The sequence below is a fragment of the Streptomyces sp. NPDC104106 genome, assembly GCF_055584345.1.
Genome location: NZ_JBVJMF010000002.1, coordinates 214,908 through 229,354, shown reverse-complemented (window position 1 = coordinate 229,354; position 14,447 = coordinate 214,908). Strand labels below are relative to the sequence as shown.

Annotated in this window: 10 protein-coding genes and 2 pseudogenes; 10 read left to right on the top strand and 2 right to left on the bottom strand. The window is 72.2% G+C overall.

Features of this window, described 5'->3' with window-relative positions; genetic code table 11:
- Positions 1 to 28: 28 nt before the first annotated feature.
- The 10 genes and pseudogenes from ACZ60X_RS04975 (at position 29) to sbnA (ending at position 12,767) form a co-directional block, all read left to right on the top strand.
- Complete coding sequence (locus ACZ60X_RS04975) at positions 29 to 322, top strand: hypothetical protein (RefSeq protein WP_469593380.1); 294 nt, start codon at positions 29 to 31, stop codon at positions 320 to 322.
- 37 nt (positions 323 to 359) lie between these two features.
- A pseudogene (locus ACZ60X_RS04970) lies at positions 360 to 485 on the top strand (IS5/IS1182 family transposase); the annotation flags it as partial.
- A gap of 288 nt (positions 486 to 773) precedes the next feature.
- Positions 774 to 923: pseudogene (locus ACZ60X_RS04965) on the top strand (IS256 family transposase); the annotation flags it as partial.
- 136 nt (positions 924 to 1,059) lie between these two features.
- Entirely contained in the window at positions 1,060 to 1,281 is a 222-nt protein-coding gene (locus ACZ60X_RS04960) for a hypothetical protein (protein ID WP_469594441.1), read from the top strand.
- 827 nt (positions 1,282 to 2,108) lie between these two features.
- Positions 2,109 to 2,843: a dienelactone hydrolase family protein gene (locus ACZ60X_RS04955; protein ID WP_469593378.1), complete on the top strand. Its 735-nt coding sequence runs from the start codon at positions 2,109 to 2,111 to the stop codon at positions 2,841 to 2,843.
- A gap of 790 nt (positions 2,844 to 3,633) precedes the next feature.
- Positions 3,634 to 6,222, top strand: a complete 2,589-nt coding sequence (locus tag ACZ60X_RS04950; protein WP_469593376.1) for a Pls/PosA family non-ribosomal peptide synthetase — start codon at positions 3,634 to 3,636, stop codon at positions 6,220 to 6,222.
- A 13-nt stretch (positions 6,223 to 6,235) separates the two neighbouring features.
- Entirely contained in the window at positions 6,236 to 9,514 is a 3,279-nt protein-coding gene (locus ACZ60X_RS04945) for a non-ribosomal peptide synthetase (RefSeq protein WP_469593374.1), read from the top strand.
- A 111-nt stretch (positions 9,515 to 9,625) separates the two neighbouring features.
- Positions 9,626 to 10,630 (top strand): TauD/TfdA family dioxygenase, encoded by a 1,005-nt coding sequence (locus tag ACZ60X_RS04940; protein ID WP_469593372.1) that lies wholly within the window; start codon positions 9,626 to 9,628, stop codon positions 10,628 to 10,630.
- Entirely contained in the window at positions 10,627 to 11,697 is a 1,071-nt protein-coding gene (gene sbnB, locus ACZ60X_RS04935) for a 2,3-diaminopropionate biosynthesis protein SbnB (RefSeq protein ID WP_469593370.1), read from the top strand. Before ACZ60X_RS04940 ends, sbnB begins: the two co-directional genes overlap by 4 nt.
- Positions 11,698 to 11,732: 35 nt before the next feature.
- The gene (gene sbnA, locus ACZ60X_RS04930) at positions 11,733 to 12,767 is read left to right on the top strand and encodes a 2,3-diaminopropionate biosynthesis protein SbnA (RefSeq protein ID WP_469593368.1); all 1,035 of its coding nucleotides are present in this window, start codon (positions 11,733 to 11,735) and stop codon (positions 12,765 to 12,767) included.
- Here sbnA and ACZ60X_RS04925 read toward each other — a convergent pair.
- Together ACZ60X_RS04925 and ACZ60X_RS04920 are read right to left on the bottom strand one after the other, a co-directional pair.
- Positions 12,735 to 13,931 carry an MFS transporter gene (locus ACZ60X_RS04925; protein WP_469593366.1) on the bottom strand — a complete coding sequence of 399 codons (1,197 nt, stop codon included), beginning with the start codon at positions 13,929 to 13,931 and terminating at the stop codon, positions 12,735 to 12,737. The genes sbnA and ACZ60X_RS04925 overlap by 33 nt on opposite strands.
- Positions 13,931 to 14,446, bottom strand: coding sequence for a GNAT family N-acetyltransferase (locus tag ACZ60X_RS04920; protein WP_469593364.1), 516 nt, complete (start codon positions 14,444 to 14,446; stop codon positions 13,931 to 13,933). The genes ACZ60X_RS04925 and ACZ60X_RS04920 overlap by 1 nt, the downstream gene beginning before the upstream one ends.
- Position 14,447 lies beyond the last annotated feature (1 nt).

Here is a 14,447-nt window from a genome sequence, read left to right as displayed (position 1 = left end):
GGACATCTCCGTCATCAACGGCTTCCCGGTGACTGTGAACGACGCCGAGGCCACCGCCGCCGTCCCAGTCGCGTTCCGCTCGGCCCTCGGACCGGACCGCGTCATCGACCTCGAACAACCTCTCACGGGCAGCGAGGACTTCAGCGCTTTCGGCACGGCACTCGCCGCCCCCTCCGTGTACTGGGCGTTCGGCGGACTCGACCCGGCCGCGTTCGCCGATGCAGACCTCCTGACGGGCGGGATCCCGCCGCAGATCCCCCACAACCATTCGCCGCTGTTCGCGCCAGTGCCCGAGCCCACCGTCGAACTCGGCGTGCGGTAACCCCTGTTGGCGGCCACACCGTGGCCGACCTCCTGGCGCAAAGGCGGATCCCACCTGCTCCGCCACCACGATCCGCAATCGCCGCAACGAGTGGATCCAGCTGGACGTCTTCGCTCAAGTCCGGCACATCGCACGGGAGATGTACGACCGAATCGTCGGCCTGTGGTGCCGAACTCCTCGGCCGGCCCAGGACCGCGCTCGACCCCGGACCGGCCGAAGGCGAGAACGCCGCCTGCCTCGCCCGCGCCGGCATCGAGGTGATGGCGGTCGACTACTCACCGGTCCAGGTCGACCGGATCGCATCGCGTGAAGTGGTGCAGCGGGCAGGGCCCCGGAACGCGCGGGTGTCTGTCCGGGGCGTGCATCCGCCGGCGGCGCATGCTCCCTGAACAAGGGCAGTCCATCGCGCAAGTCTCCTGGTGAACGGGCAGTTCGACCGGAGGAGCGCGCGATGGCCTTGTCCCAGTCCGAGCTGATGCGGCTGCTTGAGTCACTACGTCGGGCCGACGGAGCTGAGGCAGTCAGGGTGGTGTGCGAGCGCCTCCTGCGGGAGCTGATCGAGGCCGAGGCCACCGAGGTGATCGGTGCCGCGCCGCGCGACGATCGGTTGAGCCGTGACACGGCAGTCGGATCTCGGCCACGAGGACTGGAACCGCACGCGACTGCATCTTTTGGACTACTGCCTTTTCGGCCCTGTGGAGGACGATCTCGCGGCACCGCCGCGAAAGATTTGACCCGTGCGAACCACCATCGGATACACCGCCGAAAGCATCGGCTACGTCCTAGGAGCCCAGGGGCTCGTCAGCTTCGCGTCACAGACCCTCTTCGGCACGGAGTGGGGCTGGATGCACAAATTGGTCGACCTTCCGTCCACCGCCTACCTCGGCATCTTCGCCGTGGGACTGGCGCTCATCGTCGGCGGGGTGAGGATGCGCAAGACGCCCCACGCCAGAGGGTGAGCACGTCGCCGTACTCAGTCAGGTGAGAGTGGCGGGCTGAACCACGGACTGACGGGCGAGCCGTCACTTCGTCGGCCCACACTGGAGTTGCCGTCGTCCTGCGCATGCAGTGTCGGAGAGTGTTCGCGACACCCCCACTGCACTGCGCCATCCGGGACCACCCAGACCCGGGCGTGGCATGCTTGAGCCGGCGTCAGTGAAGCGGTGCACGCGTCTGGCGGGCTGGTCTGCGTCGCCTTGGCGACCCGCTTGTTCAATGAACGGCCCTTTCTCAAAGGCCTCTTGTTGTCTCTCAGGAGCTGTGCCTTCGATGGCGAGACCGGCCTGCACTGGCAGGTCGTTCGGGCGGGGGAGGGGGGTACCGCCATGCCTTCATGGCCTAGGGGTATCGCGAAGGCCGTGGTTGCGGGGGCGGCCGCCACGGCGGCGGTTGTGCTGGATATACGTCCAAGACACCGGCCCGGCGTCGCGGGGCGTTTGACGGTTTTGCCCACGTCGTGGTGGGCGGCGGGGTGCCTGGACGCGGTCTTCTTGGGCTGGCGGGGCACGGTCTTGGCCTTGTCGAGGTGCCCGTACACCGTCGAACCGGACACGCCGAGCATGTCAGCAATCGGCGAGTAGAGCACCCACGAACTCGGCATCCGGCCCAAGGCGTACGACCCGAAACTCGACGTCGACTCCACACCGCTGCGCGAGCAGGACCTGATCGCCGCCGGTCTCGGCCAGGCCGCCTGAACCGCCGCCTCCAACAGAGGGACACCCGCGCTGTTCTGCCAGCGGAAGAACACCGGCCGGACCGGGCTTGACGATCACTACAGTCCAGTCTCATGACGACGATTACGACGCGTACGGTCGAGTACCCGGCCGACGGTTTGACGATGATCGGGCACCTCGCGCTCCCGGCCGGCGTCGACCGCCGGCCCGCGGTGCTGCTCGGACCGGAGGGCATGGGGCTCAGCGACGTCGAGCGCCGCCGGGCCGATGCTCTCGCCGAGCTGGGGTATGTAGCGCTGGCCTTCGACCTTCACGGTGGGCGCTATTTGGGTGACCCCGAGGAGATGCTGGCCCGTTGCATGCCACTCCTCGCTGATCCCGACCGGATGCGGGGCATCGGCCATGCGGCGCTCGACGTGTTGCGCGCCGAACCGCGGACCGACCCCGACCGGATCGCCGCCGTCGGTTACGGCACCGGGGGCGCCATCGGACTGGAACTCGGGCGTGATGGCGTCGGCCTGCGCGCGATCGGCACAGTCAACGCACTGACCACGGGCCGACCGGGAGAGGCGGCGCGCATCCGCTGCCCGGTGTGGGCCGGGGTCGGGTCGGAAGACCCGATCATGCCGCCCGCGCAACGGAACGCGTTCACCGCTGAGATGCAGGCCGCGGGCGTCGACTGGCGCCTCGCGGTCTACGGCGGCGCCTTGCACGCCTTCCACCACCCGCCGGTCGACCACCCCACCGTCCCCGGCGTCGGCTACCACCCACGGCACGCGCAGCGCGCCTGGCGCGACGTCGTCGGCCTGCTCGCCGAGTGCTTGCCCCCGGGGGCATGCCCCAGGTAGGCATGCCCGGCGTAGAACCGCCAGATCGGGGCGACGCCCCGGGCCTGTTCGTACGCGCACTGGTTCAGCCACAGTCCCTGGATGAGGTCTCCGGCGCGCCAGCGCTCGTTCCCCCGCAGGCACAGGCCCATGACGTCGAGCGCCTCGAACCCTCCGGAACGCGTCCGTCCCCCCTCCGCCGGCAGCGACTCGTCACCCTGCCCCAGCATGGCCGGGACCAGCAGGCGGAAGGCGACCGCGTCACGGTACGCGCGCGTCGACGCGTCCAGCCCGGGCAGCGTATCGTCGATCGACCCGAGCGCCGCGCGGCTGCGTCCCCGGATGAAGTCGATCCGCGCTTCGTCCAGTCTCCGTGAGGGACCCGGCCTCCGGTTCCGAGTAGTTCCGCGAATTGATCAGATACGGCACGTCGCTCATCGACGAGACCCCGCGGGGACGCGGACCGGACCGCTCCCCGGACTCCCCCGCCGCCTCGGCGCACATGTCCCCGCCTCCCTCGTCCCGGCCTGGGAGCGGACCGACCACCCCAGTGTGCTCGATGCCCTGCCGGGGGCGGCACCCGCGAGCGCCGCCGCACAGGGGCGCGCCGTCCGGGGGACCGCTGTACGGGTGATCCCCCGATGTCCCCGTCCCGCCTGGAACCAAGGGGTTACCGGGGCGGGACGCCTCCCGGCGGGGGTGTCGGCGGCCGGGGCGGGCGGGGGGACGAGTAGCGGCCTGATCTGCGCCTGAACAGACTGGAGCTGCCGGTCCGTCACCGGGCCACAGTCCACGCTCTCCAGGAGATCGCATGGTGGAGCAGTCCTCCGTCCCCATAACAGGGCCGCAAGAAGCCGCTGTCGCCCTGGTCGGCACCGACCGGGACGGATCGGAGACCGAGCGGGAGTTCGCGCGGGTACTGGCCGACGTCCTGGGTGCCGAGCGCGTCCCGGCCGACAGCCACTTCTTCACCGACCTCGGAGCCAACTCCCTGGTCATGGCCCAGTTCTGCGCGCGGTTACGCAAGCGCCCGGACCTGCCGTCCCCGTCCATGAAGGACGTCTACCGGCACTCCACGATCCGTGGCCTGGCGGCGGCTCTCGATGCGGCGGCTCCCGCGCCCGCCCCCGCGGCGCCCGATCCGTCGGCACCGGCTCCCCCGCCCGCGCCGGCCGCGGCGCCGCGCGGGAACCCGCGGCTGCGGCATGTCCTGTGCGGTACGGCCCAGTTGCTGGTGTTCCTGGCCTACTCCCTCGTCTCCGGCTTCGTCACCGCCGCGGGGTACGAGTGGATCGCCGACGGCGACGACCTCGCCGCGATCTATCTGCGGTCGATGGTGTTCGGGGGAACCGGGTTCCTCGTGCTGTGCGCGTTCCCGGTCGTCGCGAAGTGGCTGCTCGTCGGCCGCTGGAAGCCGGTCGAGTTCCCCGTCTGGGGCCTTGCGTATCTGCGCTTCTGGCTCGTCAAGGCGCTGCTGCACGCGAATCCGATGGTCTTCCTCGTCGGGACCCCGCTGTACCCGCTGTACCTGCGGGCCCTCGGCGCGCGGATCGGCAAGGGCGTCACGATCCTGTCCCACTCCGTGCCCGTCTGCACCGACCTGCTGACGATCGGCTCGGGCACGGTGGTCCGCAAGGACGCGTTCCTCCTCGGTTACCGGGCCTTCGCGGGCCGCGTCCAGACCGGCCGGATCACGCTGGGACGCGACGTGTTCGTCGGCGAGAAGACGGTGCTCGACATCGACACCTCGATGGGCGACGGCGCCCAGCTCGGCCATGCCTCCGCCCTGCACCGCGGCCAGACGGTCCCGGCCGGCGCGCGCTGGCACGGATCGCCGGCCGAGCCCACCGGGGTCGACTACGTCCGGATCGCCCCGGCCGGCTGCGGCACCCTGCGCCGGGCCTGGTTCGGCTGCGCGACGCTGCTGCAACTGCTCTTCGTGTACATCCCCCTGGCCGTCGGCGGGATGTACATGCTGTCCACCGCGGTACCGGCGATCGGCAAGCGGATCGACCCGGACACGACCGTACTGACCCCGACGGAACTGGTCACCGACGCGCTGGTCGTCTCGGCGGCCCTGTTCTTCGGCTTCGTCGTGCTGGGCCTCGCCGCGCTGTACACCGTTCCGCGAGTGCTGCGGCTCGCCGTCAAGCCCGACCGGGTCTATCCGCTGTACGGGTTCCACTACGCGGCGCACCAGGCGACGGCGCGCCTGACGAACATCAAGTTCTTCGCCTGGCTCTTCGGCGACAGCTCGTACATCGTCCCCTACCTGCGCGGACTGGGCTACGACCTGTCGAAGGTGGAGCAGACGGGGTCCAACTTCGGCACCGAGGTGCAGCACGAGTCGCCGTTCCTGGTGTCCGTCGGCAGCGGAACGATGGTGGCCGACGGGCTGTCCGTGCTCAACGCGGACTACTCCAGCACGTCCTTCCGGGTGTCCCGGGTGTCGATCGGGCCGCGCAGCTTCCTCGGCAACAACATCGCCTATCCCGCGGGCGGCAGAACCGGCGAGAACTGCCTGCTCGCGACGAAGGTGATGGTCCCCCTGGACGGCGAGGTCCGCGAAGGCGTGGGGCTCCTCGGCTCGCCGTGCTTCGAGATCCCCCGCTCCGTGGACCGTGACGCGCGGTTCGACCACCTCAGGACGGGCGACTCCCAGCGCCGCCTGCTCGCCGCGAAGAACCGCTACAACCTGCGGTCCATGGCCCTGATGCTGTGCGTGCGCTGGCTGCACACCTTCGGGCTCACCCTGCTCGCCCTCGCCACCGTGGACCTGTACGGCATGCTGGGGGAGCTGGTCATCGCCTCGTATCTGGCGGTGACCCTCGTGCTGTCCACGGCGTACTACATCCTGGTGGAGCGCTGCCTGCTGTCCTTCCGCAGGCTCCGTCCCGACCTGTGCTCCATCTACGACCCGAGGTTCTGGCTGGTCGAGCGTGTGTGGAAGGTTCCGGACCACTACCTCAACATCTTCAACGGGACCCCCTTCAAGAGCCTCGTCTGGCGCCTGCTGGGCGTCCGCGTCGGCCGCAGGGTGTTCGACGACGGCTGCTACGTGACCGACAGGACGCTCGCCGTCATCGGGGACGAGTGCACCCTCAACGCGGGGTGCAAGATCCAGTGCCACTCGCAGGAGGACGGCACCTACAAGGCCGACGTCACCACGCTGGGCGCCGGCTGCACGCTGGGCGTCGCCGCCCACGTGCACTACGGCGTGACCATGGGCGACGGCTCGGCGCTGGCGGCCGACTCCTTCCTCATGAAGGGGGAGGAAGTCCCCCCGGACGCGCGGTGGGGCGGCAATCCCGCCGTGGCCATGCCGGACGACGGCGGCCGGTCCCGTGCCGCCGACCGGACCACGCCGACAGTCAACGCCCCTGCGGCGGACGCGAGTTGAGGAAGGCCATTCGATGGGAACGCGCGAGGAAGCTGACCGGGAGTTCTGGAGCCGGGTACTGACCGCCGGCGGTGTCACGACCGTGCCGCGGTGGGTCCGGCAGCCGGCCGGGGCAGCGGTCGGTCCAGCGGTCGGGAAGGCGGCCGAGCACGAGACGCCGGTGCCGGACGACGTGGCGGAGGCGATGCGCGGCCTGGTCCGGCGGCGGGCGGTCCCGCTCAGCGCGCTGCTGCTCGCCGCGCACGCCAAGGTGCTGGCCGCCCTGTCCGGCGAGCCGGAGGTGGTCACCGGGTACACCACCGGTGTGCGCGGCGAGCCGCTGCCCTGCCGGCTGGCCGTCGCGCCGGGGACCTGGCAGGACCTGCTGTCGGCCGCCGAGCACGCCGAGGCGGAGGTACTGGCGCACCGGGAGTTCCCGGTGGAGAAGCTGCGGTGGGAGCTGGGGCTGACGGAGCCGCCGTACGAGGTCGTGTTCGGCCCCCTGGGAGCGGACGAGGCCCACGCCGACGACGGTGTCCTGCACGTGCGCTGGTGCGACCGAGGCGGGCGGACCACGCTGCTCGTGCGGTACCGCACGGACGTGCTGGACGCGGCGGCGGCGGCCCGGATCGGCGGCTACCACGTCACGGCGCTGCGGTTGATGACGACGGACCCGGACGCCGACCACACGCGGCGGAGCCTGGTGTCGGCCGAGGAGGAACGCGAGCAGCTGGACGGCCTGGCCGGGCCCTGCCGGCCGCTGCCCGACGCCCGCGCGCACGAGCTGTTCGAGCAGCGGGTACGGGCGCATCCGCAGGCGGTGGCGGCCGTGCACGGCGAGCGGCAGTGGACGTACGACGAACTCAACCGGCGCGCGAACAGGCTGGCGCGAGCGCTGCTGGCGCGCGGTCTGGGCCCGGAGGACGTGGTCGCCGTCGTCACCGAGCGCGGTCTCGACTGGTTGGCGGCGATGCTGGCGGTGTTCAAGGCGGGCGGCGCCTACCTGCCGATCGAGCCGCACTTCCCGGCCGGCCGGATCGCGGCAACGTTGTCGCGCGCGGGGTGCCGGCTGGTCCTGACCGAGTCCGGCAGCACCGCCGGCCTCGACCAGGCGCTGGCCACACTGCCGGACGTGGAGCGGCTGCTGGTCGACGCGGCGTACGCGGAACCGCACGACGACACCGACCCGGGTCTGGCGATCGAGCCCGGCCGGCTCGCCTACATCTACTTCACCTCCGGCTCCACCGGCGAGCCGAAGGGCGCGATGTGCGAACACGCGGGCATGCTCAACCATCTCCACGCCAAGATCGACGACCTGGGGATCGACGAGGGCTGCGTGGTGGCGCAGACGGCACCGCAGTGCTTCGACATCTCCCTGTGGCAGCTCATGGCCCCGCTGCTGGCCGGCGGGCGGACGCTGCTGGTCGAGCAGGAGGTGATCACGGACGTGGAGCGGTTCGTCGACACGCTGGAGCGCGGCCGGGTCGGCGTGGCGCAGGTGGTGCCCTCCTATCTGGAGGTCGTCATCTCGTATCTGGAGCAGCGCCCGCGCGCCCTGCCGGACCTGCGGTGCGTGTCGGTGACCGGCGAGGCGCTGAAACGGGAACTGGTCCAGCGCTGGTTCGCCGTCCAGCCGGGGATCGGGCTGCTGAACGCCTACGGGCTGACGGAGACGTCCGACGACACCAACCACGAGCTGCTGCGGGCGGTGCCGGACCGGGTTCTGCTGGGGCGGGCCGTCGGCAACGTCCGCGTCTACGTCGTGGACGAGAACCTGTCGCTGGTGCCGCTGGGCGCGCCGGGGCTCATCGCGTTCGCCGGGGTCTGTGTGGGCCGGGGGTACGTCAACGACCCGGAACGCACCCGTGAGGCGTACCGGACGGACCCGTACCGGCCCGGTGAGCGGCTCTACCTGGGAGGCGACTGGGGGCGCTGGCACCCCGACGGCAAGCTGGAGTTCCTGGGCCGCCGCGACAACCAGGTGAAGATCCGCGGATTCCGGATCGAGATCGGCGAGATCGAGAACTGCCTGCTGCGGGTGGACGGGGTACGCGACGGCGCGGTGGTCGTCGCCGAACGGGCCGACGGCAGGCATCTGATCGCCTTCTACACCGGCACGAGCCGGCCGCCGGAGGCGCTGCGCGAGGCGCTCGGCGCGGCGCTGCCCGGGTACATGGTCCCCGCCGCCTTCCACTGGCGTCAGAAGCTGCCGCTGACGGCCAACGGCAAGATCGACCGCAAGGCCCTGACCGAACTGGCGCAGGAGTCGGCGCCGGACGCGGCAGCGGAAGGGGGCGCCGGCCGCGCGCCGCTCGGTCCGGCCGAACGGCGGCTGGCGGCGGCCTGGGCCGAGCTGCTGGGGCTGGACGAGCGGCGCATCGGCCGCACGGACGACTTCTTCGCCCTCGGCGGCACGTCCCTGACCGCGGTCAAACTCACCGTCGCGCTCGACCGCGCGGTGTCCCTGAAGGACATCACGCGCCACCCCGTGCTCGCCGACCTGGCCGCCCTGCTCGACGGCACGGCCCGCCAGCGCCCGGACCTGCTGGTGCCGTTGTCCGACGGAGGCGGGACGCCGCGGTGCACACTGGTGTGCTTCCCGTACGCGGGCGGCAACGCGGTCAACTACCAGCCGCTGGCGAGTGCGCTGGCCGGCACCGGGACCGCGGTCCTCGCCGTGGACCCGCCCGGCCATCAGCCGGCCGCCCCCCCGGAGCCGCTGGCGTCGGTCGAGCAGATCGCCGAGCGGGTGGTCGCCGAGATCACGGCGCGCGGTCTGACCCGGGTCACGCTCTGGGGCCACTCCTCGGGCGCGGCGCCCGCCGTCGAGACCGCCCGCAGGCTTCAGGACCACGGCGTGCAGGTGACGCGGGTCTTCGTCGGCGCGCATCTGCTCGGCACCGCCTCCGAGCGGCAGGCGGCCGCCGCCGAACTGACGGGCCTCGACGACGCCGAGATCGCGGGACAGCTGGCCGCGGACGGCGGCTACGAGGAACTGGCGGAACTCAGCGCTCGGCATGCCGCGCACCTCGCGGCCGCCTACCGGCACGACTGCCTCGCCGCGCACCGCTACTTCGGCGAGGCCCTGCGCAACCCGCCGGCGGTGAAGCTGTCCGCGCCGGTCTCGGTGGTCGTCGCCGCCGACGACCCGCACACCGCCGGCCACGCCCGGGCCCACCGGGACTGGCTGCTCCTGGCCGAGCACGTCGATCTCCATGAACTCGCCGACGGGGGCCACCACTTCCCGCGCACCCGTCCGGCCGAGGCGGCGCATGCCGTGCTGAGCGCCGTCACCCCCCTGCCCGCCCCCTGACCCCTTCCCCTGTCCCGCCCCTGTCCCATCCGCTGTCCCACCCTCGTCTCATCCCCTGCTCCATCTCCCCAACCTTCGCGCCCCAGGCGGTCGACCGAAAGGAAACCGAAGATGCCGTCCTCATCCCTGGCATCACCGCTCGACGTCGAGCTGCGGCCGGACAAGCCGGCGCTGCTGTGCGTCGATCCCCCAGACGACGCCCCGACGTGGGCGGCCGAGCACCGCGAGGCGCTGCGCGCGCAGGTCACCGAGCACGGGGCGGTGGTCGTCCGCGGTCTGGGCCTGCGGGACAGCGACCAGGCCGCCGCCGTCTTCGCGCGGCTGTCCGGCGGTCTCATGACGGAGCGGGAGGCGTTCGCCCCCCGTGAGGCCCTCGGCCCGGGTCTGTACTCCTCCACTCCCTGGCCGGCCAACCAGCCGATGTGCATGCACCACGAGCTGAGCTACCCGCTCCAGGTGCCCGGCCTGCTGCTGTTCGCCTGCCTGACCGCGCCCGAGCAGGGCGGGGCGACGGCGGTGGCCGATGCCGAGCAGGTCCTCAAGGCGCTGCCCACCTCGCTCACCGAACGCTTCGAGCGGCAGGGGTGGATCCTGACCCGCACCTACAACGACGAGATCGGGGCGAGCCTGGCGGAGTCCTTCGGCACCTCCGACCGCGCCGAGATCGAGCGCTACTGCCGGGCGAACGGCATCGACTGCACCTGGCGGCCCGGCGGGACCCTGCACACCGAGCAGCGCCGCGGCGCCGTCGTGCGGCACCCGGTCACGGGCCGGCGCTGCTGGTTCAACCAGATCGCCTTCCTCAACGAGTGGACGCTCGCCCCGGAGGTGCGCGAGTACCTGGTCGACGAGTACGGCGCGGACGGGCTGCCGTTCAACACCCGCTACGGCGACGGCACTGCGATCGGCGAGGACGTCGTCCAGGAGATCAACCGCGTCTACGAGGCACACACCCGGCGCGACCCCTGGCAGCCCGGTGACCTGCTGCTCGTGGACAACATCTCCACCGCGCACAGCCGGGAGGCGTTCACCGGCGAGCGGCGGATCCTGGTCGGCATGGGCGAGCCCCTGCGCCTGGCCGGCCACGCCCTGGGCGGAGAGGCGGGCGAGCGATGACGGACGTGCTGTCGACCCCGTCCCGGCAGGCCGTGCCCGAGCGGGCCGCCCCGCCGACGTTCGCGGTGATCACCGGGGAGCAGGTGCAGCGGGCGCTGAGCGGGCGCGAGAGGCAGCTCGTGGAGCTGGTCGAGGCCGTCTACCGGCTGCACGGCGCGGGCGACTCGGTCAACCCGCCCTCGTACTTCCTGCGCTTCCCGGACCGTCCCACGGCGCGGATCATCGCGCTGCCGGCCTCCATCGGCGGGCCGGCCCCCGTGGACGGGCTGAAGTGGATCTCCAGCTTCCCGGACAACGTCAGCGCCGGGCTGCCGCGCGCCTCCGCGGTGCTCATCCTCAACGACCACGACACGGGTTACCCGTTCGCCTGCCTGGAAAGCTCGATCATCAGCGCCACCAGGACCGCGGCCTCCGCGGCGCTGGCGGCCGACTGGCTCAGCCGCGGCCGGGGCAGGCCCACCCGCGTCGGGTTCTTCGGTACCGGGCTGATCGCCCGCTACGTCCACACCTTCCTGCGGGGCACGGGCTGGGCCTTCGAGACGATCGGCGTGCACGACGTGTCCGCCGAGAGCGCCGACGGCTTCCGCGGCTACCTGCGGCAGAGCGGGGCCACGGCGCGGGTCACCGTCCACGACAGCGCCGAGGGCCTGGTCCGCTCCAGCGACCTGGTGGTCTTCGCCACCATCGCCGGCCGGCCCCATGTCACCGACCCGGCGTGGTTCGGCCACAACCCGCTGGTCCTGCACGTCTCGCTGCGCGACCTCGCCCCGGAGATCCTGCTCGGCTCGGCCAACTTCGTCGACGACGTCGAGCACTGCCTGAAGGCGGACACATCCCCCCATCTGGCCGAACAGCTCACCGGAGACCGTGACTTCCTCAGCGGGACCCTCGACGACGTCATGTCCGGGCGGGCCGCGCCCCCGGCCGACCGGCCGGTGATCTTCTCGCCCTTCGGACTCGGCGTCCTCGACCTCGCCGTCGGCAAGTACGTCTACGACGAGGTGTACCGGTCGGGCGAACTCCGGTTCATCGATGACTTCTTCCACGAACTGCGCCGGTACGGCTGAGGCCGTCGTCTCGGCCCGGCACCAGGAGGCCCGCCGTGCCTGTCATTACCGCTCCCTACGCCTTCAACGAGGGTGACCTCTTCGTCGACCTGGAGTCGATCTGCGGCTGCCCGCTCTACCTGAAGTGCGAGGCCTTCAACTTCGCCGGATCCATCAAGTTGAAGGCCGCGAACGAGATGGTGGAGAGCGCCGAGCGGGACGGAGTCCTGACGGCGGACTCCGTCCTCGTCGAGTCCTCGTCCGGGAACCTGGGCGTCGCGCTCAGCGTGATCGCCGCCAGCAAGGGCTACCGGTTCCTGTGTGTGACAGACTCCCGCTGCAACCTGTCGACCCGGCTCCTGATGGAGGCGCTCGGCAGCGAGGTGCACGTGGTGGCCGACCAGGACTCCAACGGGGGTTTCCTCGGCACACGGATCGAGTACGTCCGTACGCTGTGCGCCAACGACGACCGGTACGTCTGGCTCAGCCAGTACACCAACGCCGGCAACTGGCTGGCGCACTACCGTACGACGGGCCCGGAGATCGCCCGCCGGTTCCCGGAGCTGGACGTCCTCTTCGTGGGGGCGGGCACCACCGGGACCCTGATGGGGTGCGCCCGCTACTTCCGCCAGTGGCACCGCCCGGTGCGGATCGTCGCGGTGGACGCGGCGGGCTCGGTGGCGTTCGGCGGCGAGCCGGGCCGCCGGATGATCCCGGGCCTCGGCATGAGCATGCGCCCGCCGCTGCTCGACGAGTCCTACGTGGACGAGGTGATCCGGGTGGAGGAGCCGGACACCATCCGGATGTGCCACCGCATGGCCAGACGCGGTTTCCTGTTCGGCGGCTCCACCGGAACGGTGGTCAGCGGCGCGGCCGACTGGCTGGCCGAGCACGGCGGGTCCGGCGTCACCGCGGTGGCGATCGCACCGGACCTCGGCGAGCGCTACCTCGACACCGTCTACCAGTCCAACTGGCTGCAGGACCTGTACGGCGATCAGGTCCTCGGCACCGCCGCCGGCACACGGGTGAGCACCGTGTCGCCGGAGGCGGAGTCCGCGTCACGGACGCCGGCCGACCGGCGCCGGGTGTAGCGGCGCGGTGACCCGGGGCCGCCACGGGATCCGGATCGCCGTCAGGGTGACGATCAGGGCCGAGGCGGCCACCGTGGCCATGCCCAGGGTCAGGTTCGCCGCGCTCGCGACGAACCCGATCAGGGCGGGGCCGCCCAGCAGGCCGGTCGTGCCCATCGCCGCGACCAGGGTCAGCGCGTCCGAGCCGTGCTCGGCGGCCGCGACGTACACGCACGGGGTGACGGCCGCCGCCCCGAGCCCGACGCAGGCGAAGCCGAGCAGGGTGGGCACCACCCCGCCCGCGAGCAGCGCGGTGGCCAGGCCGAGCCCGGCCACCGCGCTGCCGGCCCGGACCACCCGGCCGTCGCCCCAGCGGGTGCGCCAGCGGTCCGCGCACACCCGGGCCAGCAGCATCATCACGGAGACGACCGCGATGCCCAGGGGCGCGACCGCCGCCGGCGCCCTGACGGCGTCCTTCAGATAGAGCGTCGACCAGTCGTTCATGGCGCCCTCGGTGATCGTGCCGAAGGCCATGGCACAGCCCATGAGGAGGGTCGTGGCGGAGGGCAGGGCCAGGCGGCGGTCCCGCTTCGGCCCGGCGGCGCGCTCCGGCCCCGTGTGGGTCAGCAGGGCGGGGCGGGCCGCGGCGAGCAGCAGCAGCAACAGGGCGCCGGCGACGGCGAAATGGGCCGGGACGGACGCCGTCAGCGTGGTCACGCCCGAGGTCAGCAGGGCCGCGGCGAGCAGGCCCGCGCTGAAGGCGGCGTGCAGCTGGGACATCGCGGTGCGCTCGTACGCCTTCTCCAGTGCCGCGCCCTGCGCGTTCATGGCGACGTTGAGGCAGCCGACCGCGACACCGTCCGCGCACGCCGCCGTCAGCGCCGACGGGTAGTCCGGTACGGCGGACAGGGCGGCCAGTACGGCGATCAGCGCGGCGGCCGAGACCAGGGACAGCCGCCGGGAACCGAGGCGCCGCATCAGCACCGCGACCAGCGGGAAGGAGGCCGCCGCCCCGGCGCCGCAGGCCATCAGCAGCAGGCCGACCTCCCCGGCTCCCAGGTCCAGCCGGGTCTTCAGCGCGGGAAGGCGGGAGACCCAGGTGCCGTACTGGAAGCCGAGGAAGCAGAAGAGCGCGGCGACAGACCACTTGGCGCGCCGGAAGGAGGGGGCGCAGGGGGCCGTCATCAGCTCGCCTCCCGCAGCGCGGCCAGCCGCACCGACATGTAGACCGCGCCGCCGCCGTAGCCGGCCGGCGGGGGCGCCTCGGGGTGGGGGCGGTAGCCGTTGGCCCGCCAGAAGGGCTCCTTGCCGTCGACCGCGACCAGCGAGACGGTCTCGAAGCCGCGGTCCCGGGCCAGGTCGGTCAGCCGCCGGACCAGGCGCGTGCCGAGTCCGCGCCGGCGCAGGGGCGGTGCGATGACGAGGTCGTGCAGGTGGAGGTTGGACGGACGGGGGGCGGCGCGGTGGGCCGGCGGCTCGGGGCGGCCCAGGTCGGGGTAGTGGAATCTCGGGTAGGGCAGGGCGAGGACGTAGCCCGCGAGCCGGCCGCCCCGGTCCAGGACGAGGCAGGTGCCCGCCGCGGCCCGGGAGCGCAGCGCGGCCTCGCCCTCCGTGAGCGGCGTGCCGGCGTACGCCGCGGCCTCCAGGGCCGCGACCTCGGGCCAGTCGGTGTCGGTGACCTCCCGTACGAGGTCTGGCATG